This window comes from Streptomyces boetiae (assembly GCF_031845405.1).
In the GTDB taxonomy this organism is placed as follows: Bacteria; Actinomycetota; Actinomycetes; order Streptomycetales; family Streptomycetaceae; genus Streptomyces; species Streptomyces boetiae.
In genome coordinates this window covers 122,769-146,515 of record NZ_JAVREN010000009.1, presented here as the reverse complement: position 1 = coordinate 146,515, position 23,747 = coordinate 122,769, and the positions used below count along the sequence as shown (strand labels likewise).

19 protein-coding genes are annotated in these 23,747 nt (G+C 74.2%); 8 read left to right on the top strand and 11 right to left on the bottom strand.

Annotated elements, in window-relative coordinates; translation table 11 throughout:
• Positions 1–15 precede the first annotated feature (15 nt).
• The 3 genes from aspS to RM780_RS09125 form a co-directional block, all read right to left on the bottom strand.
• Positions 16–1,788, bottom strand: a complete 1,773-nt coding sequence (gene aspS / locus RM780_RS09135) for an aspartate--tRNA ligase (RefSeq protein ID WP_311630061.1) — start codon at positions 1,786–1,788, stop codon at positions 16–18.
• Between the two features lie 61 nt (positions 1,789–1,849).
• The gene (locus RM780_RS09130; protein WP_311630060.1) at positions 1,850–2,830 is read right to left on the bottom strand and encodes a pirin family protein; all 981 of its coding nucleotides are present in this window, start codon (positions 2,828–2,830) and stop codon (positions 1,850–1,852) included.
• 130 nt (positions 2,831–2,960) lie between these two features.
• The gene (locus RM780_RS09125) at positions 2,961–3,434 is read right to left on the bottom strand and encodes an SseB family protein (protein ID WP_311630059.1); all 474 of its coding nucleotides are present in this window, start codon (positions 3,432–3,434) and stop codon (positions 2,961–2,963) included.
• 132 nt (positions 3,435–3,566) lie between these two features.
• Between RM780_RS09125 and RM780_RS09120 the strand changes: the two genes are divergently transcribed.
• Positions 3,567–5,393, top strand: a complete 1,827-nt coding sequence (locus RM780_RS09120) for an acyl-CoA dehydrogenase (RefSeq protein ID WP_311630058.1) — start codon at positions 3,567–3,569, stop codon at positions 5,391–5,393.
• 86 nt (positions 5,394–5,479) lie between these two features.
• Here RM780_RS09120 and RM780_RS09115 read toward each other — a convergent pair whose 3' ends face one another.
• Entirely contained in the window at positions 5,480–5,749 is a 270-nt protein-coding gene (locus RM780_RS09115; protein WP_311630057.1) for a DUF1905 domain-containing protein, read from the bottom strand.
• A gap of 367 nt (positions 5,750–6,116) precedes the next feature.
• On the opposite strand from RM780_RS09115, the gene RM780_RS09110 reads away from it, so the two are divergent.
• The 4 genes from RM780_RS09110 to RM780_RS09095 all read left to right on the top strand — a co-directional run bounded on the left by RM780_RS09110 (position 6,117) and on the right by RM780_RS09095 (position 11,546).
• Positions 6,117–7,424, top strand: a complete 1,308-nt coding sequence (locus RM780_RS09110; RefSeq protein ID WP_311630056.1) for a M18 family aminopeptidase — start codon at positions 6,117–6,119, stop codon at positions 7,422–7,424.
• Positions 7,425–7,693: 269 nt separating this feature from the next.
• Positions 7,694–8,515, top strand: a complete 822-nt coding sequence (locus RM780_RS09105) for a maleylpyruvate isomerase family mycothiol-dependent enzyme (protein WP_311630055.1) — start codon at positions 7,694–7,696, stop codon at positions 8,513–8,515.
• A gap of 352 nt (positions 8,516–8,867) precedes the next feature.
• Positions 8,868–10,391, top strand: coding sequence for a protein kinase domain-containing protein (locus RM780_RS09100; RefSeq protein WP_449657197.1), 1,524 nt, complete (start codon positions 8,868–8,870; stop codon positions 10,389–10,391).
• 114 nt (positions 10,392–10,505) lie between these two features.
• Positions 10,506–11,546 (top strand): phosphotransferase, encoded by a 1,041-nt coding sequence (locus RM780_RS09095; RefSeq protein ID WP_311630054.1) that lies wholly within the window; start codon positions 10,506–10,508, stop codon positions 11,544–11,546.
• Positions 11,547–11,559: 13 nt separating this feature from the next.
• On the opposite strand, the gene RM780_RS09090 is transcribed toward RM780_RS09095, so the two are convergent.
• On the bottom strand, positions 11,560–12,237 hold the full coding sequence (locus tag RM780_RS09090) for a response regulator transcription factor (protein WP_311630053.1): 678 nt from the start codon (positions 12,235–12,237) through the stop codon (positions 11,560–11,562).
• A gap of 361 nt (positions 12,238–12,598) precedes the next feature.
• Here RM780_RS09090 and pdhA point away from each other — a divergent pair, with 361 nt between their 5' ends.
• From pdhA to RM780_RS09075, 3 genes are all read left to right on the top strand, one after another.
• Complete coding sequence (pdhA, locus tag RM780_RS09085; protein WP_311630052.1) at positions 12,599–13,933, top strand: pyruvate dehydrogenase (acetyl-transferring) E1 component subunit alpha; 1,335 nt, start codon at positions 12,599–12,601, stop codon at positions 13,931–13,933.
• A 76-nt stretch (positions 13,934–14,009) separates the two neighbouring features.
• The gene (locus tag RM780_RS09080; RefSeq protein ID WP_311630095.1) at positions 14,010–14,975 is read left to right on the top strand and encodes an alpha-ketoacid dehydrogenase subunit beta; all 966 of its coding nucleotides are present in this window, start codon (positions 14,010–14,012) and stop codon (positions 14,973–14,975) included.
• A 24-nt stretch (positions 14,976–14,999) separates the two neighbouring features.
• Positions 15,000–16,859 (top strand): dihydrolipoamide acetyltransferase family protein, encoded by a 1,860-nt coding sequence (locus RM780_RS09075; RefSeq protein ID WP_311630051.1) that lies wholly within the window; start codon positions 15,000–15,002, stop codon positions 16,857–16,859.
• A gap of 113 nt (positions 16,860–16,972) precedes the next feature.
• Here the strand turns inward: RM780_RS09075 and RM780_RS09070 are convergent, their stop codons facing one another.
• The 6 genes from RM780_RS09070 to RM780_RS09045 all read right to left on the bottom strand — a co-directional run bounded on the left by RM780_RS09070 (position 16,973) and on the right by RM780_RS09045 (position 23,747).
• Positions 16,973–17,545 carry a bacterial proteasome activator family protein gene (locus RM780_RS09070; protein ID WP_311630050.1) on the bottom strand — a complete coding sequence of 191 codons (573 nt, stop codon included), beginning with the start codon at positions 17,543–17,545 and terminating at the stop codon, positions 16,973–16,975.
• Between the two features lie 21 nt (positions 17,546–17,566).
• Complete coding sequence (locus RM780_RS09065; RefSeq protein ID WP_311630049.1) at positions 17,567–20,413, bottom strand: FtsX-like permease family protein; 2,847 nt, start codon at positions 20,411–20,413, stop codon at positions 17,567–17,569.
• 85 nt (positions 20,414–20,498) lie between these two features.
• Complete coding sequence (locus tag RM780_RS09060; RefSeq protein ID WP_311630048.1) at positions 20,499–21,266, bottom strand: ABC transporter ATP-binding protein; 768 nt, start codon at positions 21,264–21,266, stop codon at positions 20,499–20,501.
• Positions 21,263–21,904 carry a PadR family transcriptional regulator gene (locus RM780_RS09055; protein WP_311630047.1) on the bottom strand — a complete coding sequence of 214 codons (642 nt, stop codon included), beginning with the start codon at positions 21,902–21,904 and terminating at the stop codon, positions 21,263–21,265. Before RM780_RS09055 ends, RM780_RS09060 begins: the two co-directional genes overlap by 4 nt.
• Positions 21,905–22,456: 552 nt before the next feature.
• The gene (locus RM780_RS09050) at positions 22,457–22,702 is read right to left on the bottom strand and encodes a hypothetical protein (protein ID WP_311630046.1); all 246 of its coding nucleotides are present in this window, start codon (positions 22,700–22,702) and stop codon (positions 22,457–22,459) included.
• 82 nt (positions 22,703–22,784) lie between these two features.
• The gene (locus RM780_RS09045; RefSeq protein WP_311630045.1) at positions 22,785–23,747 is read right to left on the bottom strand and encodes an NAD(P)H-quinone oxidoreductase; all 963 of its coding nucleotides are present in this window, start codon (positions 23,745–23,747) and stop codon (positions 22,785–22,787) included.

Genomic DNA, 23,747 nt, shown 5'->3' with positions numbered 1-23,747 from the left:
GCCGGGAGAAACGGTCTACTGCGGAGGCTTCCGCAGGCTGATGTGCAGCTCCCTCAGCCTGGCCTCGTCCACCGGGCTGGGGGCGCCCATCAGCAGGTCCTGGGCGTTGCCGTTGAGCGGGAAGGCAATCGTCTCGCGGATGTTCGGCTCGTCCGCCAGCAGCATCACGATCCGGTCGATGCCCGGCGCGATCCCGCCGTGCGGCGGGGCGCCGAAGCGGAAGGCCCGCAGCATCCCGCCGAATTCGCGCTCCACGTCCTCGCGGCTGTACCCGGCGATGGCGAAGGCCTTGTACATGATCTCGGGCTCGTGGTTCCGGATCGCGCCCGAGGACAGCTCCACGCCGTTGCACACGATGTCGTACTGCCAGGCCAGGACGTCCAGCGGGTCCTTGCCCTCCAGCGCGGCCAGCCCGCCCTGCGGCATCGAGAAGGGGTTGTGCGAGAACTCGATCGCGCCGGTCTCCTCGTCGCGCTCGAACATCGGGAAGTCCACGATCCAGCAGAAGCGGAAGACGTTCTCCTCGAAGTGCCCGGCCCGGCGCGCGGCCTCCACCCGCACCGCGCCCATGATCCGGGAGACCTCCTCGAACGTTCCCGCGCCGAAGAAGACGGCCGTGCCGGGCCCGGCGTTCAGCCGCCCCAGCAGCGCCTCGGCATCCTGCTCGGTGAGGAACTTGGCGATCGGCCCGGTCAGCGTCCCGTCCTCGCCGACCCGCACCCAGGCCAGGCCCGCGGCGCCCTGGGCCACCGCGAACTCCCCGAGCTGGTCGAAGAAGCGGCGCGGCTGCCCGGCGGTGTCCGGAACGGCCAGGGCGCGCACGTGCTTGCCCGCGAACGCCTTGAAGCCGGAGCCGGCGAAGACGTCCGAGACGTCCGTCAGCTCCAGGCGCGCCCGCAGGTCCGGCTTGTCCGAGCCGTACTTCAGCAGCGCCTCGCGGAAGGGGATGCGCGGGAACGGCGAGGTGACCGGCCGCCCGCCGCCGAACTCCTCGAACAGCTCGGTCATCACCTTCTCGATGACGCGGAAGACGTCCTCCTGCTCGACGAAGCTCATCTCCATGTCGAGCTGGTAGAACTCGCCCGGCGAGCGGTCGGCGCGCGCGTCCTCGTCGCGGAAGCAGGGCGCGATCTGGAAGTACCGGTCGAAGCCGGCGATCATCAGCAGCTGCTTGAACTGCTGCGGCGCCTGCGGCAGCGCGTAGAACTTCCCCGCGTGCAGCCGCGAGGGCACCAGGAAGTCCCGGGCGCCCTCGGGCGAGGTGGCCGAGAGGATCGGGGTGGCCAGCTCGGTGAAGCCCTGGGCGGTCATCTTGCCGCGGATGGCGCTGATGACGGACGAGCGCAGCATGATGTTGCGGTGCATCCGCTCCCGGCGCAGGTCGAGGAAGCGGTACTCCAGGCGGCGCTCCTCGTTGACCCCGTCCTCGGCGTTGATCGTGAAGGGAATCTGGTCAGCGGCGCCCAGGATCTCGACGTCGCTCACCTCGATCTCGATCTCGCCGGTGGGCAGTTCGGGGTTGACGTTCTCCGCGCCGCGGCCCACGACCCGCCCGTCCACCCGGACGACGGTCTCCTTGGGCAACGACCCCAGCCGCTCGTTCACCGCCTGCGCGCCGGGCGCCTCGGGGCGGACGACGAGCTGCACGATGCCGTAGTGGTCACGCAGGTCGACGAAGAGGATGCCGCCCAGGTTCCGGCGATTGTGCAGCCAGCCCGACAGCCTGACATCCGTGCCGATGTCCGCGGAGCGCAGCTCGCCGCAGGTGTGGGACCGGTACCGGTGCATCGTTGTTCGTCCAAGTCGTCGTCGGCCGGGAGGGGCGGAACGCCGGGCGCCCCGCGGTGTCTCAGCGTACCGCCGCGTCCCCGTCCTCCCGCCGCGCGGCCGGGATGCGGCCCAGGCGCCCGGCCTTGAAGTCCTCGAAGGCCTGCGCCAGCTCGGCGTGCGTGTTCATCACGAACGGCCCGTAGTGCGCGACCGGCTCGCGGATCGGCAGGCCGCCGAGCAGCACGATCTCCAGGGACGGGGTGTGCGCGTCCTGCCGCTCGTCGGCCCGGACGGTGACCGTGTCCCCCGCGCCGAAGACGGCCGTCTGCCCGAGGGCGACCGGGCGCTCCTCCGCGCCCGCGCTGCCGCGTCCGGCGAGGACGTAGCCCAGGGCGTTGAACTCGGGCCGCCAGGGCAGGCTGACCCGCGCGCCCGGGGCGACGGTGGCGTGGACGAGGGTGATGGGCGTGTGGGTGATCCCGGGGCCCTCGTGCCCGGCCAGCTCGCCGGCGATCAGCCGCAGGACGGCGCCGCCGTCGGGCGTGGTCAGCAGGCGGACGTTGCCGCCTCCGATGTCCTGGTACCGGGGGGCGGTCATCTTGTCGGCGGACGGGAGGTTCACCCACAGCTGGATGCCGTGGAAGAGGCCGCCGGAGGCGACCAGCGACTCCGGCGGGGCCTCGATGTGCAGCAGGCCGGACCCGGCGGTCATCCACTGGGTGTCGCCGTCGTTGATCACCCCCCCGCCGCCCTCGGAGTCCTGGTGCACGAAGGTGCCGTCGAGCAGGTAGGTCACGGTCTCGAAGCCGCGGTGGGGATGCCAGGGGGTGCCCTTGGGCTCGCCCGGCGCGTACTCCACCTCACCCATCTGGTCCATCATGATGAACGGGTCCAGGTGCCGGTGGTGGATGCCCGCGAACGCCCGGCGCACCGGGAAGCCCTCCCCCTCGAAGCCGCTGGGGGCGGTGGTCACGGCCCGCACGGGGCGGGGAACGGCCGGGGCCTCGGGGGAGGGGACGCGGGGCAGGGTCAGGGGGTTCTCGACGGTGATGGCGGGCATCGTGGCCTCCTCGGGGCGGTCCGCGGCGGGTGCCGCCAGGATAGTTGAACGATGAACAACTGTCGTCGCGACTCTCTTCCCGTCGGCGCCTCCCGCCGGACGCGGACCCGGATCGTCCCGCCGGGCCGGGTCAGCCGTACATCCGCCGCATCGTGTAGTCGACCATCTCCTCCACCGACTTCGCGTCCAGCACGATCCGGTGCTCGCCCTCGAGATCCAGCGCGAAGCCGTACCCCGAGGGCAGCAGGTCGAGCACCTCGCCGCCGGTGACGGTGAAGTAGCGCGACTCCTTCCCGGCGTAGCGGCGCAGCTCCTTGAGGGAGGTGAAAAGCGGGATCACCGGCTGCTGGGTGTTGTGCAGCGCCAGGAAGCCGGGATTCTCGCCGCGGGGGCAGTAGATCTTGGCCCCCAGGAAGATGTCGTGGAATTCCTCGCTGGACATCGCGCCGGAGGTGTACGCCCTCAGCGCGTCGGTGAGCGAGGGGGGCGCGGGCGGCGCCGCGGGCGCCGCCGCCTGCTGCTGCGGCTGCTCCGGGTAGAGCTGCTGGCCCTGAGCGCCGTAGGGCTGCTGGCCCGGGTATCCGGACTGGTCGTAGCCGTACATGTGAGAAAGAGTACTGACCCCCTTCGGGGGAGATGCCCGACGAACGCTTGCGCCTTATTACCCGCGGGTAGCATCATGGGTGCTACCAGTCGGTACCCGCGTCTCAATCTACGGAGCAACGGAGTCGTCGCCATGGGGCACTACAAGTCGAATCTCCGCGACATCGAGTTCAACCTGTTCGAGGTCCTTGGCCGCGACACCGTCTACGGCACCGGGCCGTTCGCGGAGACGGACAGCGACACCGCCAAGACCATGCTCGCGGAGATGGTCAGGCTGGCCGAGAACGAGCTGGCCGAGTCGTACACCGAGTCCGACCGGAACCCCCCGGTCTTCGACCCCGAGACGAACACCGCGCCCCTGCCCGCAGCGTTCAAGAAGAGCTACGAGGCCTACATGAAGGCCGAGTGGTGGCGCCTGAGCATCGGCGAGGAGCTGGGCGGCGTGAACGCCCCGCGCTCCCTGGTGTGGGCCATGGCCGAGAACGTCCTGGGCTCCAACCCGGCCGTCCACATGTACTCCTGCGGCCCGACCTTCGGCCGCGTGCTCTACGACGAGGGCACCGAGGAGCAGCGCAAGATCGCCCAGCTCCTGGTCGACAAGCAGTGGAGCGCCACCATGGTCCTCACCGAGCCGGACGCCGGCTCCGACGTGGGCGCCGGGCGCACCAAGGCCGTCAAGCAGGAGGACGGCAGCTGGCACATCGAGGGCGTCAAGCGCTTCATCACCTCCGGCGAGAACGACCTCGCGGACAACATCATCCACTTCACGCTCGCCCGCCCCGAGGGCCACGGCCCGGGCACCAAGGGCCTGTCGCTCTTCATCGTGCCGAAGTACGACTTCGACTGGGAGACCGGCGAGCTGGGCGAGCGCAACGGCGTCTACGCCACCAACGTCGAGCACAAGATGGGCCTGAAGGTCTCCAACACCTGCGAGATGACCTTCGGCGCCAACCACCCCGCCAAGGGCTGGCTGCTGGGCGAGAAGCACGACGGCATCCGCCAGATGTTCAAGATCATCGAGTTCGCGCGGATGATGGTCGGCACGAAGGCCATCGCCACCCTCTCCACCGGCTACCTCAACGCCCTGGAGTACGCCCGCGAGCGCGTGCAGGGCGCGGACCTGACCCAGTTCATGGACAAGCAGGCCCCGCGCGTCACCATCACGCACCACCCCGACGTGCGCCGCTCGCTGATGACGCAGAAGGCGTACGCCGAGGGCATGCGCACCCTGGCCCTCTACACGGCCACCGTCCAGGACGACATCCAGGTCGCGGAGGCCGCCGGCGAGGACACCTCCACGCTGAACGCCCTGAACGACCTGCTGCTGCCGATCGTCAAGGGCTACGGCTCGGAGAAGTCCTACGAGCAGCTCGCCCAGTCCCTCCAGACCCTGGGCGGCTCCGGGTACCTCCAGGAGTACCCGATCGAGCAGTACATCCGGGACGCCAAGATCGACACCCTCTACGAGGGCACCACGGCGATCCAGGGCCAGGACTTCTTCTTCCGCAAGATCGTGCGCAACGAGGGCAAGGCCCTCTCCGCGCTGGCCGAGGAGATCAAGAAGTTCCTCGCCGAGGCCCCCGGCGGCGAGGAGCTGGCCGGCGCCCGCGAGCACCTCACCGCCGCCCTGGGCGAGCTGGAGGCCACGGTCGGCGTGCTGCTGACGTACCTGGCGGGCACCGAGAAGGACGTGAAGTCCCTCTACAAGGTCGGCCTCAACACCACCGAGTTCCTGCTCGCCTCCGGCGACGTGGTGGTCGGCTACCTCCTGCTGCGCGGCGCGGCCGTGGCCGCCGCCAAGCTGCCGGACGCCTCCGCCAAGGACCGGCCGTTCTACCAGGGCAAGATCGCCGCCGCGAAGCACTTCGCGGCCACGGTGCTGCCCGGCGTCGCCCTCGCGAAGACCATCGCGGAGGCCACGGACCTTTCCCTCATGGATCTGGACGAAGCGGCCTTCTGACACCCACGCCCCGGCCCCTTCACGGATCCCCCCGGGCCCCGGTCCCCGCCCATGGGACCGGGGCCCGGGCCCGTTCCGGGCCGCCGTCAGGCCGTCAGGCGCTCCTCCAGGCGGACGGTGACCGTGTCGCCCTCCTGTTTGCCGATGGCGCGGCGGGTGGCCGCCTTCACCGGGAGCTTGTGGGTGCCGTCGCCCAGGGCCATGAAGGCGCTCCGGAAGGGGTGGCCGTCGATCGTGCCGCGGACCTTCACCAGGCCGCGGGTGCCGAAGAACTCGGCCGACTCGGGCCACACCACGTACGTCCAGCCGCCCTTTTCCGGGCTCTTCCGCAGGGTCGCGGTGAACTGCTTGTCCATTCCTGCCTCCGCTCGCTCGGCGTTCACCGGATAGGACCGGGGCACGCGGCAGAACTCATCGCTCCGGCCGGAAGTCCGCGGTGCCCCTCAGTCCTCCGGCTCGGACGCCGCCGTGCCCTCCTCCTCCGCCGTCTCCTCGGCGGACTCGGCGCCGCGCTCCGGGCGGCACCGGACGGGGTCGCGGAGTTCGGTGCAGGGGCGGTGGCCCTCGGCGCGGATGATGTCGCGGCCGACCTGGTTGGTGAGGTAGCGCAGGATTCACCGCCCGTTGGGCCGCCCGTCGCCCCGGCAGCCCGGGCACCCCGCCCCTGCGGGGCTCCCGCCCGGCCAGGGGCGTCCGGCCCGATCGGTCCTTATGCTGATCCCCATGACTGCGCGCGCACCCGCCTTCGATCGGGCCCACACCGACGACCTGATGGCGTTCCTCGCGGCCTCCCCCTCCCCCTACCACGCGGTGGCGAACGCGGCGGCGCGGCTGGAGAAGGCCGGGTTCCGGCAGGCCGAGGAGACGGCGGCCTGGGACGGCGCGGCGGGCGGGCGTTACGTGCTGCGCGGGGGGGCGCTCATCGCCTGGTACGTGCCGGAGCACGCGACGGCGGCCACCCCGTTCCGCGTGATCGGGGCGCACACCGACTCGCCGAACCTGCGCGTCAAGCCGGTCCCCGACACCGGGCGGCACGGCTGGAAGCAGATCGCCGTCGAAATCTACGGCGGCACGCTGCTGAACACCTGGCTCGACCGCGACCTCGGCCTCTCCGGGCGGCTGAGCCTGCGCGACGGCCGCTCGGTGCTGGTCGACGTCGACCGCCCGCTGCTGCGCGTCCCCCAGCTCGCGATCCACCTCGACCGCGGGGTCAACGACGGGCTGAAGCTGGACCGCCAGCAGCACATGACCCCGCTGTGGGGCATCGGCACCCCCCGCGAGGGCGAGCTGATCGCGTTCCTGGCCGCCGAGGCGGGCCTGGCGCCCGGGGAGGTCGCCGGCTTCGACCTGATGGCGCACAGCGTCGAGCCGCCCGCCTACCTCGGCCGCGACCGCGAGCTGCTGGCCGGCCCCCGGATGGACAACCTCCTGTCCGTGCACGCCGCCACGGCCGCCCTGGCCGCCGTCTCCGCCCACGGCGCGGGCCTGTCGTTCATCCCCGTGCTCGCGGCGTTCGACCACGAGGAGAACGGCAGCACCTCCGACACCGGCGCCGAGGGCCCCCTGCTCGGGACCGTGCTGAAACGATCCGTGCACGCGCGCGGCGGCGGCTACGAGGAGCGCGCCCGCGCCCTGGCCGGCTCCCTGTGCCTCTCCTCCGACACCGGGCACGCCGTCCACCCCAACTACGCGGAGCGGCACGACCCCACGCACCACCCCATGGCCGGCGGCGGCCCCCTCCTGAAGGTGAACGTCAATCAGCGCTACGCCACGGACGGGGCGGGCCGCGCGGGCTTCACCGCCGCCTGCGAGCGCGCCGGGGTGCCCTGGCAGAGCTTCGTCTCGCACAACGCCATGCCCTGCGGCACGACCATCGGCCCGATCACCGCGGCCCGCCACGGCATCGCCACCGTGGACGTGGGCGCGGCCATCCTCTCCATGCACTCCGCCCGCGAGCTGTGCGCCGTGGCCGACCCCTACCTGCTGGCCAACGCCATGACGGCCTTCCTCGACCCGTCCTGGCGGGCCTGACGGCGGACGGACGACGGCCTGACGGCGGCCGGCGGACCGGCGACGGACCGGCGGCGACCCGGCGACGGGCCGTCAGAGAACCCCCGAAACCCGGGCGTCACGGCGGCGACATGGGCAGGTCGCGCGAGCGGGAGCGGTGCTCTCCCGAGGTTCTCCACCGGCAGGGGAGGGCCCTAGGATTCGTCACCAGAAACATTCACCCGCCGCGCCGGCCCGGCGTACGGTGTGAACTTCCAAGCCAGCAGCGCCGAACCGCCACGAGGGGTCCCGTGACCGTGCAGAGCCTTCAGCCGTCCATCGACGCCTGGACCCAGTCCATCGAGGCGATATCCGAGCTCGTCTCCTCCCTCGTGGACGGCGAGTGGAACCGCCCCACGGAGTGCCCCGGCTGGTCCGTGCGCGACGTGGTCTCCCACGTGATCGGCGGCGAGTGCGAGGCGCTGGGCGACCCGCGGCCGATCCACACCCTCCCCCGCGACCTCTACCACGTCACCGACGAGACCACCCGCTACCTGGAGGTCCAGGTGGACGTGCGCCGGCACCACACCGGCCCCGAGATGACCAGCGAGCTGGAGTACACGATCATCCGCCGCTCCCGGCAGCTGCGGAACGAGCGCCGCAAGCCCGAGGACGTGATCAGCTACCCGCTGTACGGCAAGACGACGCTGGCCGATTTCCTGCAGGCGCGCGTCTTCGACGTGTGGACCCACGAGCAGGACGTGCGCCGGGCCCTGCGCCGCCCCGGCAACCTCGACTCCCCCGCCGCCCACATCGCCCGGGACGTGCTGCTGACGCGGCTGGCCAAGGTCATCGCGGAGGACGCGGGCGCCCCGCGCAGGTCGGCGTTCGTCTTCGACGTGCACGGTCCTGTGGAGTTCCTGCGCACGGTCCGGGTGAACGACGAGGGCCAGGGCTCGGTGGACAGCAGCCCGTCGCTGGGGCCGCTCGTCACCTTCACGCTGGACTGGGAGACCTTCGCGCGGCTGGTCAGCGGCCGGGTGCGCGGGCGCCGCGTCGCGGACCGCCTCAAGATCGAGGGCGACGCGGACGTGGCCGAGCGCATCATCACCAGCTTCCCCCTGGCCCACTGACCGGTGCGCCCGGGGGCCGGGCGCACCGAGGACACGGGGAACACCGGGGACGCCGGGAAGCCGCGCCCGCGTAGACACGCCTGCCCCTGGCGTTGCGCTACGCGCGTAGCACCATCGCTGAACGCCTGCGGATCGGCCGGGGAACGGCCGTGGAACACCCCCGCGTCTCCCGTCCTCCCGCCCCGCGCCCCGGCGGGACCCCGCGCGGCCCGTGCGCGTCGGCCGCGCGTGTGCGGCGGGTGTGTGCGCGGTGGGCGCGTGTGTGCAGGTCCCCGCCGTGACCCAACTTGTCAGCGCGGGCCCGGAGCGGGTTTGATGACCGGGGGACAGGGCCGAACAGGGCGAGGAGTCGATGGCACAGGAGCAAGGCGCGGGGGGCTCCGGCGCGGACGAGCCCGAAGCGCCCGACTCGGCCTCGCTGTGGGGCAACAATGGCCTCGTCGGCGAGGGGCGTTACCGCCTGGTGAGCCGGCTGGGCCGGGGCGGCATGGCGGAGGTCTTCGCCGCCGAGGACGTGCGCCTCGGGCGCGCGGTCGCGGTGAAGCTGCTGCGCTCGGACCTCGCCGAGGACCCGGTGTCCAAGGCCCGCTTCACGCGCGAGGCGCAGTCCGTGGCCGGGCTGAACCACCACGCCGTCGTCGCGGTCTACGACTCCGGCGAGGAGCGGGTCGGCCCCAAGCTGGTGCCGTACATCGTGATGGAGCTGATCCACGGCCGCACGATCCGCGAGCTGCTGAGCGAGTCCGACGCGCCGCCCGCCGAGCAGGCCCTGACGATCGTCTCCGGCGTGCTGGAGGCCCTGGCCTACAGCCACCAGCACGGCATCGTGCACCGCGACATCAAGCCGGCCAACGTCATCATCACCGACACCGGCAGCGTCAAGGTGATGGACTTCGGCATCGCCCGCGCCCTGCACGGCGCGGCCCAGACCATGACCCAGACCGGCATGGTGATGGGCACGCCGCAGTACCTCTCCCCCGAGCAGGCGCTGGGCAAGGCCGTGGACACCCGCTCCGACCTGTACGCGGTGGGCTGCCTGCTGTTCGAGCTGCTGACCCGCCGCCCGCCCTTCGTGGGCGAGACCCCGCTGGCCGTGGTCTACCAGCACGTGCAGGACCAGCCGCGGCTGCCCTCGGAGCTGTCGGAGAACGCCCCGCCCGAGCTGGACGGCCTGGTCATGCGGTCGCTGGCGAAGGACCCGGACGACCGGTTCCAGACGGCTGAGGAGATGCGCGGCGTCGTGCAGTACGCGCTGCGGATGCTCCAGGAGCACGGCCCCCGCACCGGCGGCCTGTGGAACACCGGCGCCATCGCCGGCGGCCCGACCCCGCCGATGGGCACCCCGGCCGGGGGCGCGCCCACCGGCCGCCACCCCGGCGCGGACACGCCGACCGGGCAGTACGCGGCCCCGCTGCTGCTGGGCGACCCCAGCGGCGGCGGCGACGGGTACGACGGCTACGACGGCCGGGGCGGGCCCGGGGGCAACGGCCGTCGCGGGCGTCTCATACTGGTCGCCCTGCTGGCGCTGGTGGCCATCGGCACCGGGGTGCTGATCGCGGCCAACCTCGGCGGCGGGGAGGACCCGGGCGGCTCGCCCGGCGAGACGGACACCTCGACCACGGGCAGCACGCAGGACGACGAGACGGCGGACGAGAGCCCGAGCACCGGGGACGAGGAGTCGGCGGACCCGACCGAGGACGACTACGTCCCGCCGACGCAGGACTACCCCACCGAGACCGGGGACGAGACGCCCAGCGCCACCCCCACGGACCCGACGACCGAGCCCGAGACGCCGACCCCGACGGAGCCGACGCCGAGCGAGCCGACGGACACGGGAGGAACCGCCGGACACCGGGGGCACCGACGAGGGTGCTGACGGAGGCGCCGACGAGGGCACCGACCAGGGGGGAGCGATCGGGGATCCCGGGGGCGGCCCCGGCGGCGAGGAGGCCGGAGGCGCCCTGGAAGGTGCCAGCGACCCGAACGGCCAATGAAGGCCGACACGCAGGCCCGGCTCCCCGAGCGCACCCTGACCCACCTGCTGGAACGCTATGGCGCGGGCGAGCCCGTGGCCTGCGAGCGCGTCGCCGAGGGCCTGCTGAACCGCGGCTACCGGCTGGCGACCACCCGCGGGCACTTCTTCCTCAAGCACCACCTCGGCGGGGACCCGGAGACGGTCATATCCCTGGTCAGGCAGCACCGCGCGACCGCGGCCCTGGCCACGCTCGGCCTGCCCGTGGCGCCCCCGCTGGCGGACCGCGACGGCCGCACCGTGGTCGTTCACGGGCACCGCAGGTACGCGCTGCACCCGTGGGTGGAGGGCAGGCACCGGGACGGGCGGGAGCTGAGCCCCGCCCAGAGCCGCCGGCTCGGCGCGCTGCTGGGGGGCGTCCACCGGGCGCTGGAGCACGTCATAGCACGCTCGCCACTGCGGCGGTCCCCGGCGGGGGAGTCCGCCGCGCCCGCCGACACCCAGGCGCTGATCGACCAGTTGCTGGCGCGGGTGCGGGGGAGGGCGCGGCGCACCGGCTTCGACGAGCTGGCCGAGCACCGGCTGCTGGAGCGCCGGTCGATGCTGCGCGCCCACGCGCACCTGCGGCCCGGCAGGGCCGAGGTCCCGGCCGAGGGGTGGGTGCACGGGGACTTCCACCCGCTGAACCTGCTCTACCGGGCCGAGGGGCCCGTGGAGCCGGTGGCCATCGTGGACTGGGACCGCCTGGGGGTGCGACCGCGCGCGGAGGAGGCGGTGCGGGCCGCGGCGATCTTCTACCTGCGCCCGGACGGCAGCCTGGAGCTGCCGAAGGTCCGGGCCTACGCCCGCGCCTACCGCGCCGCGGGCGGCGCCTCCCCGGCCGAACTCGCCGCCGCCGTGCGGCGGGTGTGGTGGGAGCGGCTGAACGACTTCTGGATGCTGCGCTGGCACTACGAGCGCGACGACCACCGCGCGGACCCCCAGTTCCCGGCCGCCGCGGCCCTGGTGGTGTGGTGGACCCGCAACGCCCGCGCCGTGCGCGACGCCTTCTGCGACTGAGGCCGCGGCCGGCTCAGCGGCGCTGTTCGGCCTGGCGGCGGGCCACGTACGCGGCGGCCTGGGAGCGGCGTTCCATGCCGAGCTTGGAGAGCAGGCTGGAGACGTAGTTCTTGATGGTCTTCTCGGCCAGGTGCAGCTCCTCGCCGATGGCGCGGTTGGTCAGGCCGTCGCCGATCAGGTCCAGGATGCGGCGCTCCTGGTCGGTGAGCCGCTCCAGCCGGTCGTCCTCCGCCGCCGCGCCCTCCCCGGGCGCGCCGCCGCCGCGCAGCCGGGCCAGGACCCGCAGGGTGGCGTCGGGGTCGAGCAGGGACTTGCCCGCGGCCACGTCGCGGACGGCGCTCAGCAGCTCCGTTCCCCTGATGGCCTTGAGGACGTAGCCGGAGGCGCCCGCCATGATCGCCTCGAACAGCGCCTCGTCGTCGGCGTAGCTGGTGAGCATGAGGCACTTGACGTGCTCGTCGCGGGAGCGGACCTCGCGGCAGACCTCCACGCCGCTGCCGTCCGGGAGGCGCACGTCGAGCACGGCGACGTCGGGGCGGGCGGCCGGGATCCGGGCCATGGCCTCGGCCGCGGTGCCGGCCTCGCCGATCACCTCGATGTCGGGTTCCATCGCGAGGAGGTCGTGCACGCCGCGCCGGACGACCTCGTGGTCGTCCAGAAGAAAGACGGTAATTTTTCCGTTTTCTGGCACATTGAGCAGTGTCGCACAGGACGTCCGGGCCCGCGTCCCGCCGGATTCCCTTCCCGCGGGCCCGCCTGGCGCGTTAACGTGCAGGTGTCCTCCCGCCCTGTCAGGCTGGGCCCAGTGCCGTCACCCCGCACCGGGAAGTACTTGGATTTCCAGGTAAATCCGCAGGTCAGGGGCGCTTTCGTAGCTTGTGGACCCACTGGATACCGTGCTCTCATGGGGCCGGAGAACGGGACACGACCGGGACACACATCCGCTCGGTTCCGTCCGCGCCGCACATCACCCCCCGTGCGCCGTACGGGACCGGGCTGGCCGTTCCGGCCGCCCGGCAGACCCCGGGGGCCGGACCGACGGAGGAGCACGAGTGACCGTGGATAGCACAGCAGCGCGCGGCACCCCCCGCCGCAGCACCACCCGGAGCACCGGCACGAGCGACAGGACGGCCGCGGCGGCGAAGCCCGCCCGGACCGCGAAGAAGGCCGCGGCGGCGGAGGGCGCGAAGCCCGCCCGGAAGACGGCCGCGAGGGGCGCGGGGAAGACGGCCGCGAAGACGGCCGCGAAGACGGCGGGGAAGGCCGCGGCGAGGCCCGCGGGAGGCGTACGCCCGGCCGCGGCCGGCGGCGGGGCTCCCGAGATGGTGCAGCTGCTCACCCCCGAGGGCGAGCGCGTCACCCACCCGGACTACGCCCTCGAGACCACCCCCGAGCAGCTGCGCGGCCTGTACCGCGACATGGTGCTCACCCGGCGCTTCGACGCCGAGGCCACCGCCCTCCAGCGCCAGGGCGAGCTGGGCCTGTGGCCCTCGCTGCTGGGCCAGGAGGCCGCGCAGATCGGCTCCGGCCGGGCCCTGCGCGACGACGACTACGTCTTCCCGACCTACCGCGAGCACGGCGTGGCCTGGTGCCGCGGCGTGGACCCGACGATCCTGCTGGGGATGTACCGGGGCGTCAACCACGGCGGCTGGGACCCGAATTCGAACAACTTCCACCTCTACACGATCGTCATCGGCTCCCAGACCCTGCACGCGGCCGGGTACGCAATGGGCGTGGCCAAGGACGGCTCGGACGCCGCCGTGATGGCGTACTTCGGGGACGGGGCCTCCAGCCAGGGCGACGTCGCCGAGGCGTTCACGTTCGCCGCCGTCTACCAGGCGCCGGTGGTCTTCTTCTGCCAGAACAACCAGTGGGCGATCTCCGAGCCCACCGAGCGCCAGAGCCGGGTGCCGCTCTACCAGCGGGCCAGCGGCTACGGCTTCCCCGGGGTCCGGGTGGACGGCAACGACGTCCTGGCGGTCCTCGCGGTCACCCGCGCCGCCGCCGAGCACGCCCGCACCGGGCAGGGGCCGACGCTGGTGGAGGCGTACACCTACCGGATGGGCGCGCACACCACCTCCGACGACCCGACGCGCTACCGGCGGGACGAGGATCTGGAGATCTGGGAGGCGCGCGACCCGATCCTGCGGCTGCGGCGCCTGATGGAGCGTGAGGGCGCGGCGGACGAGGGGTACTTCGCGGAGCTTGAGGCCGAGAGCGACGCGCTGGCCCGGCGGGTGCGCGAGGTCATCCGGTCGATGCCCGACCCCGACCCGATGGCGATGTTCGAGCACACCTACGCCGACGGCCACGCGCTGGTCGACGAGGAGCGGGCCCAGTACGCGGCGTACCTCGCGTCCTTCGCCGACCACGAGGGGAGCAACTGACATGGCCGCGGAGACCGTGGAGACGGCGGCGAGAGAGACGGCCGGGCCCGCGTCCGGGAGCCGGGCCGGGGAGCGGATGGCCGTGGCGCGGGCGCTGAACGCGGCGCTGCGCGGAGCGTTGGACAGCGACCCCAAGGTCCTGGTGATGGGCGAGGACGTCGGCAAGCTGGGCGGCGTCTTCCGCGTCACGGACGGGCTGCAGAAGGACTTCGGCGAGGACCGGGTGATCGACACCCCGCTCGCGGAGTCGGGGATCATCGGGACGGCGATCGGGCTGGCGTTGCGCGGGTACCGGCCGGTGGCCGAGATCCAGTTCGACGGGTTCGTCTTCCCCGGGTACGACCAGATCGTCACGCAGCTCGCGAAGATGCACGCCCGCTCGCTGGGCACGGTGAAGCTGCCGGTCGTCGTGCGCATCCCCTACGGGGGCGGCATCGGCGCGGTGGAGCACCACAGCGAGTCGCCGGAGTCGCTGTTCGCGCACGTGGCGGGGCTGAAGGTCGTCTCCCCCTCGACGGCGGGCGACGCGTACTGGATGCTGCGCCAGGCGATCGAGTGCGACGACCCGGTGATCTTCTTCGAGCCGAAGGCCCGGTACTGGGACAAGGGCGAGGTGGACCCGGAGGGCATTCCGGGGCCGCTGCACGCCGCGAAGGTCATCCGGCCGGGGACGGACCTGACGGTGGTCGCGTACGGGCCGACCGTCAAGACGGCGCTGGCCGCGGCCGTGGCCGCTGAGGACGACGGGGTCTCGCTGGAGGTGATCGACCTGCGGTCGGTCTCGCCGCTCGACTTCGACACCGTGCAGGCCTCGGTCGAGCGGACCGGGCGGCTGGTCGTCGTGCACGAGGCGCCGGTCTTCTTCGGCGCGGGGGCCGAGCTGGCGGCGCGGATCACAGAGCGGTGCTTCTACCACCTCCAGGCGCCGGTGCTGCGGGTCGGGGGCTTCCACGCGCCCTATCCGCCGGCGCGGATCGAGGAGGAGTACCTTCCGGGTCTGGACCGGGTGCTGGACAGCGTCGACCGCGCCTTGGCGTACTGACGTGTTGTGGCGAGAGGGAGAGTCATGACCATGACCACACAGCGCTACCGCGAGTTCAGGATGCCGGACGTGGGGGAGGGCCTCACGGAGGCCGAGATCCTGAAGTGGCTGGTGCGGCCGGGTGACGCCGTCTCCGACGGCCAGGTGGTGGTGGAGGTCGAGACGGCGAAGGCCGCGGTCGAGCTGCCGATCCCCTACGACGGCCTGGTGCGCGAGCTGCTCTTCGAGGAGGGCGCCACGGTCGACGTGGGCACGCCGATCATCACCATCGACACGGCGCCCTCCGCGGGCGGCGAGGCCCCCGCGGACTCGGACTCCGGCGACGGGCCTGCGGCCCGCCAGCCCGTTCTGGTCGGCTACGGCGTCTCCCCGCAGCAGACGCGCCGCCGCCCGCGGAAGTCGCCCCCGGGCGCGCCCGCCGACGGCGGCCCTGCGGCCGGGGCCGGATCCCCGGCCCAGCCCGGCTCGCCCGCCGGGGCGGGTGCCCCTGGCGGGGCGGCGCCTGAGGCGAACGCCGGTGCCGCGGGCCCCGGCCGCGCTGCGCAGACCGGCGCGGACGCTGCGCCTGGCGGCGGCCTTCCGGCGGGCTCGCCCTCCGGGGCAAGCGCCCCGCCTCCGGCGAACGCCGGCCCGGGGTCCGGGGCCCCGGGCCCCGGCTACGCCGCGCAGACCGGCGCGGGCGTCGGCGGGGCCGGCCATGGCGCGGCACGTGCCGTGCCTGGCGGCGCGGCCCTCGGTACCGGGCCGGGTGCGAACGCCCCGGGCGACGCGCCGGCGGTGGGTTCGCCCGCTGTCGGGTACGGCCCCGCGCAGGCGGGCGCTCCGGCGGCCGGGGCGGGCCTTGCCCCGGCGGGTGGCCGTGCCGGGGTCGGGAACGGCTCCGCCGTGCAGGCGGGCGTTCCCGGGGTGGCCGGGCGGAACGGCGCGGCCGTGCGTGGAGGCGGGGCCGTGTTGGCCAAGCCGCCCGTGCGGAAGATGGCCAAGGATCTGGGGATCGATCTGGCGACCGTGGCTCCGACCGGAGCCGGGGGCATCGTGACCCGCGAGGACGTGCAGGCCGCCGCCGAGGCGCGGGCCGCCGCCACGGACGTTCCCCCAGCGCCGCAGGTGACGCAGGCCCCCGCCACGGACGTTCCCCCCGTGGCCCCTGCGCCGCAGGCAATGGCGCCGCAGGCAACCGTCCCCGGGGAGCGGCGGGAGCCGGTGAAGGGGGTGCGGAAGGCGACCGCGCAGGCGATGGTGGAGAGTGCGTTCACCGCGCCGCACGTCACCGAGTTCGTCACCGTGGACGTCACCCGCACCGTGCGCCTGGTCGAGCGGCTGCGGAAGGACCCGGACCTGGCCGGGCTCCGCGTCAACCCGCTGCTGATCGTCGCCCGCGCGCTGCTGATCGCGATCCGCCGCAATCCCGGGGTCAACGCCGCCTGGGACGAGGAGAACCAGGAGATCGTCCACAAGGACTACATCAACCTGGGGATCGCCGCGGCCACCCCCCGCGGCCTGATCGTGCCGAACATCAAGGACGCCGGCTCCAAGTCCCTGCCCGAGCTGTCCCGCGCGCTGGCCGACCTGGTCGCCACCGCCAAGGAGGGCAGGACCTCGCTGGCCGACATGCGCGGCGGCACGGTGACCATCACCAACATCGGCGTCTTCGGCATCGACGCCGGCACCCCCATCCTCACCCCCGGGGAGTCGGCCATCCTCGCCTTCGGCGCGATCCGCGAGCAGCCCTGGGTGCACAAGGGCAAGGTCGTGCCCCGGCACGTCACCACCCTCGCCCTCTCCTTCGACCATCGCCTGGTCGACGGGGAGCTGGGCTCCCGCGTGCTCCGGGACGTCGCCGACATCCTGGAACGCCCCCGGCGCCTCCTCACCTGGGGCTGAACGACCGGCTGAACGACCGGCCCAGCGCCGGCCGGCGCGAACGCGAGCCGCCCCCGGCCCCGCCACACGAGGCGGGACCGGGGGCGGCCGTTCGTCCGAAGGAGTAGCCGGAATCAGAGGTAGGGCCCCGAGCGCGCGCCGCCGCGCTTCTCCCCGGGCTCCCCTTCCCCGTCGTCCGGCGGGATCGCGCCGGGCGGCAGGGCCCGCCGCATCTGCTCCAGCTGGGCCCGCGCCGCCATCTGCTGGGCGAACAGCGCCGTCTGGATGCCGTGGAAGAGGCCCTCCAGCCAGCCGACCAGCTGGGCCTGCGCGATCCGCAGCTCCGCGTCGGTCGGCACGGTGCCCTCCGTGAACGGCAGCGAGAGGCGGCTCAGTTCGGCCACCAGCTCCGGCGCCAGGCCCTCCTCCAGCTCCTTGACCGAGCTGGCGTGGATCTCCTTCAGCCGGGCGCGGCTCGCCTCGTCCAGCGGGGCGGCCTTCACCTCCTCCAGGAGCTGCTTGATCATGCTGCCGATCCGCATGACCTTCGCCGGCTGCTCCACCATCTCGGTCACGGGCATCTCGGCGGGCCCCTCGCCGCCCTCCCCGTCCCCCCGGGGCGAGGCGTGGCCGATAGCCATCCCGTCCGGCCCCACGACCAGGATCTGGGAGTTCTCCTGCGGTGGTTCGTTCCTCGGCTGAGTCATACCCCCATCATGCAACGGCCGTCACCCCGCCCGCCGCGCGAGGTGGATGCGGGAGCGGGTCAGCAGGGCCGCGACCAGGCAGGCGACCAGCGGAACCACCACCAGGAGCTGGAGGAAGGTGCCCCAGGGCAGCTCGATGAACAGCGCGGGGCGCGCCCCGTCCGCCCAGCCCTGCGCGACTCCCTGCTCCCAGAACGCCACGTCCGAGCGGTGGTCGGCCAGCCGCAGCCCGAGCGCGGGGATCAGGCCCGAGGCCGCGCCCAGCAGCACGCCCATCGCCGCGATCACCCCGCACTGGAGGCCGGAGAGGGTGCGCCGCACCCGGGGCGTGGCCCCCACCGCCGCGAGGGTGGCGAGGTCGGCCTCGGAGTCGGCCTGCGCCAGCCCGGTGGCGATCCCGGCCGCGCCGAGGGTGATGATCATCGCCGCGACGGAGAGGATCAGCAGCGCGGCGGTCGGGTCGCCGTCGTAGCCGTCCTCCACATAGAGGGAGGGCGGCGTCCCCAGGGCGGCCAGGCCGGCCTCCAGACGCTGCTGCTCCTCGCCCGTGGGCACGCGCTCGGTGGAGTAGTAGACCGTCGTGGGGATGACGGTCAGGCCGGCGTCCCGCGCGGCCTCCGGGGAGATCAGCGGCGGCAGGCCGTAGCTCTCGCCCTCGGCGCGGTGGGCCGGGAAGGCGGCGGTGACGTCCGGCTCCTCGGCGATCTCGCCGTCCTCGCCGTACTCGGGGGCGCCCTCCCACACCCGGGTGGTCACGGTGCCCTCCGCGTCCGTCCAGCGGTCGGAGAAGACGACGGCCTCGCCGGCCTCCAGGGCCGCGGCGGCCTCCCGCACCTCGTTCTCCGGAACGCCGAGCACCCGCAGCAGCTCGGGCCCGCCCACGGCCATGCCCGAGCCGCTGGAGAAGCCGCCCTCGGCCTCGCAGCGCCAGTCCTGGCCGTACTCCAGCCGCTGGGCCTCGGTCAGGTTCTCGGAGCCGGGCGCGTAGAGGGGGCAGACGTGTCGCTCGGGGACGACGACCTCGGCCACCCCGCAGTCCTCGCCCGAGAACACGTCGCAGTCCCGGGCGGGAACGACCTCCCCGCGGTCCGCGCGCTCCGCGACGGGGAGCTGCCGCTCGGCCAGCGCGGCGGCCCGGTCCAGCGCCGCGCGGTCCTGCTCCTCCCAGGCGGTGAGCGAGACGGCGCCCTCCGGCAGCATGGCCTCGTACCGGGCGCGCTGCTCGGCGTCGTCGCTGATCATGTACGTGGCCACGGCGACGGTGCCCGCGACGGCCGCGAGCACGGCGGCGACGGCCGGGGCCGTTCGCCCGCGGTTCCGCGCGGCGTCGCGCAGGGCCAGCCGCCCGGACAGGGGCAGCCGGCGGCCGAGCCGTCCGAAGAGGCCGACCAGGACGGGCGTCATCGCGACCAGGCCCAGCTCGGCCAGGACCGCGCCGACGGCCACCACGGTCGTTCCGTCGAACAGCGCGGCCCCGGCCGTGGCCAGCGCCGCCCCCAGGACGAGGGCCACCGCGCCGGTGACGGGCAGCGCGCGGTTGGCGCGGCGGGTGCCGCGGCGGCCGGTCAGGGACTCCAGCACGGGCGAGCGGGCGGCGTTCAGCGCGGGGACGAGGGCGGCCAGCAGGCCGACCAGCACGGCGAGCCCGGCGATCGCGGCCTGCTCGGCGAGCCGCAGGTCCCAGGCGCCGAAGCGGCTGCCCGCCTGGCGTTCGATGAGCGGGTGGGCGGCCAGCGTGAGCAGCAGGCCGCCGGCCACGCCGACGACGGCGGCGACGGCGCCGAGCACGACGCCGCTGGCGAGCATCACGGCGCGCAGGTGGCGGCGGTCACCGCCGTTGGCGCCCATCAGGCCGAGCTGGCGGCGGGAGCGGCGGGCGCCGACGGCGAACGCGGGCCCGGCCAGCAGGCAGATCTCCAGGATGATCAGCGAGACGACGGTGACCGCGGCGGCCACCACGCGGCCGTCCACCGCGCTGCTCGCGTACGACCGGTCGCCCTCGGCGTACAGCGGGACCTCGGAGTCGGGCGGCGGGTTCGCCACGACCGCCTTGGACTCGGCGGTGAGGCCCTGCTCGTTGGCGGCGACCACCATCTCCCAGGTGACGGCCCCGCCCGCCCGCGCCGGCACGTCCGCGAGGAGGGCGGTCCCGCCGAGGTAGGCGGACCTGCGCTCCTCGGGCAGCGCGGCGAGCAGGGAGCCGGGGAGTCCGGTGACCTCGGTGGCGTCCAGGGAGCCGGGCAGCTCGTAGGCGCCGACGATGCGGAAGGTCCGGTCCCCGTCCCGCAGGCGCAGCTCGGAGCCGACGTGCAGGCCGCTCTCGTCCAGGAAGGACTCGGTGGCCATCACCTCGGCCGGGTCCTCGGGGTAGTGGCCGCGCAGCAGCGTGATCATGCCCTCAGTGACGGGGCCGGCCTCGACCTCGCGCAGAACGCCGGACATCAGGCCGGAGCGGGTGTGGACGACGGCCTCGGTGGACTCGTCGGAGTACACCTCGGTGCCGGGCGGCAGGAGCGCGCGCAGCCGTTCGGCGACCTCGCCGGGGGTCGTGGGCCGCGCGTCGGGGAGGCCCTCCGTCTCCGGGTCGACGTACAGCACCTCGTCGGCCTCGGGCGACTGGAGCACGGGCGTGCCGTCGGTCTCGACGCGGAAGCGCGCCTCGGCCCGGCCCATCTCGCGGGTGAGCTGCTCCTGCGGGGACAGCTCGCTGCTGCGCAGCGCCAGGTCGGCGGCGCTGACGCCCAGGATGGGCAGCGCGATCATGGCCACGACCAGGGCGCTGCGGCCCTTGGCACGCACCGCCTCGCGGCGGGCTATGCGCAACGCCAGGCGCCAGGTGGTCAGCCTGCCGCCGCGGGCTCCGCTCACTGTGCCTCCCTGGTCGCTTCTCCGCCCGCGCGGCACAGCGCGGCTCTCGTCGTCGGCTGCGGCCCGGCAGCCGCACGTGCGACGCTCATGAGGTGACCTCGCCGGTCAGCAGCGACTCGGGGTCGGCGGCGACGGACTGGTCGACGACGGTGCCGTCCCGCAGGAAGACCACCCGGTCCGCCCAGGCCGCGTACCGCGGCTCGTGGGTCACGAGCACAACCGCCGCCCCCTCGTCGCAGCGCTTGCGCAGCAGGGCCAGGACGGCCTCGCCGGTCTCGGAGTCCAGCGCCCCCGTCGGCTCGTCGGCCAGCACGAGGCGGCGTTCGCCGACCAGGGCGCGGGCGATGGCCACCCGCTGCTGCTGGCCGCCGGACATCTCGTCGGGGAAGCGGTCCACGAGCTGCGGCAGGCCGATCTCCTCCAGCGCGGCCAGCGCCTCGCGGCGGGCCCGGCGCGCGGGGACGCCGTCCAGCTCGCGGGGCAGTGCGATGTTCTCGGCGGCGGTGAGGGCGGGGATGAGGTTGTAGTCCTGGAAGACGTAGCCGACGCTGGTACGGCGGACCTTGGCCAGCCGGGCGCGGCTGAGGCGGCCCAGGTCCTGGCCCTCGACGAGCACCTGGCCGCCGCTGGCCCTGTCCAGCCCTCCGGCCAGGGTCAGCAGCGTGGACTTCCCGGAGCCGGAGGGGCCCATCACGGCGACGAACTCCCCCGTGTGGACGGTCAGATCGACCCCGCGCAGGGCCTGCACGGCGGCCACGCCCGCGGCGTACACCCGCGTCAGGCCGACCAGGCGCAGGACGGGCTCGCGGGCGGCGGCGACGGCCTGGGCCGGGGACGCCTCGGTGGTGGTCACGACGCGGCTCCCCTCTCGGCGAAGCTGTCCCGGCTCTCCTGGGCCTCCGCGGGAACGGCCCGGGTGGCGGCCGTCGGCGCCGCGGCCCGGCGTTCGGCGGCGAGGCGCACGAGGCGGGCCTCGCAGTGGTCGAGCCAGCGGGCCTCGGCCTCGGCGTGGAAGATCAACTGCTCCAGCACGAGCAGCCAGGCGATGTCCTGGCCCGCGTCCCCGCCCGGCTCCTGGGCGGCGGCCAGCGCGCGGGCCTTGAGCCGGGTGTAGTCCTGCATGACCTTCAGCGTGTGGCGGCGCTGGCCCTGGATGATGCCGCGCACGTCCACGCCGGGGCTGCCGACGGCCATCGCGAGCTTGATGGCCAGCTCGTCCCGCGACGGCTGCGACCGGTCCACGGGCCGGGCGAACCACGCCCCCAGCTCCCGCCGCCCGGCCTCCGTGATCGCGTACAGCTGCTGCTTGGCGTCCCCGCCCCCCTCGGGCCCGATCAGCCCGTCCCGCTCCAGACGCCCCAGCGTCGTGTACACCTGCCCGATGTTCAGCGGCCAGGTAGCTCCCGTGCGCGACTCGAACTCGGCACGAAGCTGCGAGCCGTACCGCGGCCCGCTCTCCAGCAGGGCCAGTAGCCCGTAACGGATCGACATACCGAGTATGTATACCCAGTATGCTTCTGCGGGGCAAGCCCGCTCGGGGCCGACCGCGGGGCGGGGACCACGGCGGGGGGCCGACCGCCGGACCGGAGACGGGACTTGCCGCGGGAGCCGCGCCTTGCGTTCCCGGGACCGGGACCGAAGCGGCGGCCGGAAGGACGCGAGGGGATCCGTCACCGAAGGACGGGGAGGCAGCCGGCCGACACGATGGGGGCACCCGTCGGCCGGGCGCCCCCGAGGGCCGGCCCGGAGACGGCCGTCGGGCGGACGCGGCCCGGGCCCGAGACCGCACCGGGAGCCGGGACCGGCCCACCGCGAGGCACCGCCGGGCGACGTACCGCGACGCGGCGGGCCGCGGGATCCCGCGCTCCAGCGCCCGCGCGCCGAGCACCGGCCGGCCGTACGCACCGCGGAGCGATTCCCGACCGGCCGGAGGCCGGAAGGCCCTGCGGGCGGCGCCGGGCGTGCGCGCTCGGCGGGGCGACGACGGACCGGCGGGGAGGGCGTCATCCGCGCGCGGCGGGGGCAGGGGCAGCGCGGGAAGCGCTATGCGCGGCGGAGGCGGTAGCCGAGGGTGCCGAGGCCGAGGCCGAGGCAGGTGAGGCCGGCGCCGAGGGGGAGGACCGGGAGGATCTGGCCGGTCGGCTGGGCGGCGTGCGCCGGCCTGCGGGGGGCGGGCTCCGAGCGCTCCGCCGGGCGCGGCTCGTCGTTCGCGACGGCGGCGGCCACGGAGGGCACGAGCACGGCCATCAGGGCCGCCGCGGCGAGCACCACTCCCACCCACACCCGCACTGGTCCGCCCCTTCGCACGTTCCGATGACTGTTATCAGCATCACATGAGCGGAGGAATCGGGCATCTCGGGACAGGGGGACGTCAGCGAGTGAGGACGATCTTTCCCACGTGGTCGCTCGCCTCCATCACGCGGTGCGCCTCGGCCGCCTCGGCCATCGGGACCCGGCGGTCCACCACGGCCCGCACCGACCCCCCGGCCAGCAGCGGCCAGACGTGCTTGCCGACCTCCCCGACGATCTCGGCCTTCTGCTCCGCGGGGCGGGCCCGCAGCGAGGCCGCCGTGACCGAGGCCCGCTTGGCCAGCAGCGCCCGCAGGTCCAGCTCCGCCCGCACCCCGCCCTGGAAGCCGATGATCACCAGCCGCCCGCCCGTGGCCAGCGCCCTGACGTTGCCCGCCAGGTACTTCGCGCCGATGATGTCCAGGATCACGTCGGCCCGCCCCGCCAGCTCCTCGGCGAAGTCCCGCTCGCGGTAGTTGATCAGGACGTCCGCGCCCAGCTCGCGGCAGCGCTCCAGCTTCGCGGCGCTGCCCGCCGTCACCGCCACCCGCGCCCCGGCCGCCTTCGCGAGCTGGATGGCCAGCGTCCCGATGCCGCTGCCGCCGCCGTGCACCAGCAGCGTCTCCCCCGCCTTCAGCCCGGCCATCATGAAGACCGTGGACCAGACGGTGGCGGCCACCTCGGGCAGGGCCCCGGCCGTCGTCAGGTCCACCCCCGCCGGCGGCGGCAGCACCTGCCCGGCGGGCACGGCGACCAGCTCGGCGTACCCGCCGCCCGAGAGCAGCGCGCAGACCTCGTCGCCCGGCCGCCAGTCCGTCACGCCCTCGCCGACCGCCGCCACCCGGCCCGCGCACTCCAGGCCGGGGTAGGGCGAGGCGCCCGGCGGCGGGTCGTAGAAGCCCTGCCGCTGGAGCACGTCCGCGCGGTTGACCCCGCTCGCGGCCACCTCGATCAGCACCTCGCCCGGCCCCGCCACCGCGTCGGGCACCTCCGCCCACACCAGCGCCTCGGGGCCGCCCGGTTCAGGAATCGTGATCGCATGCAT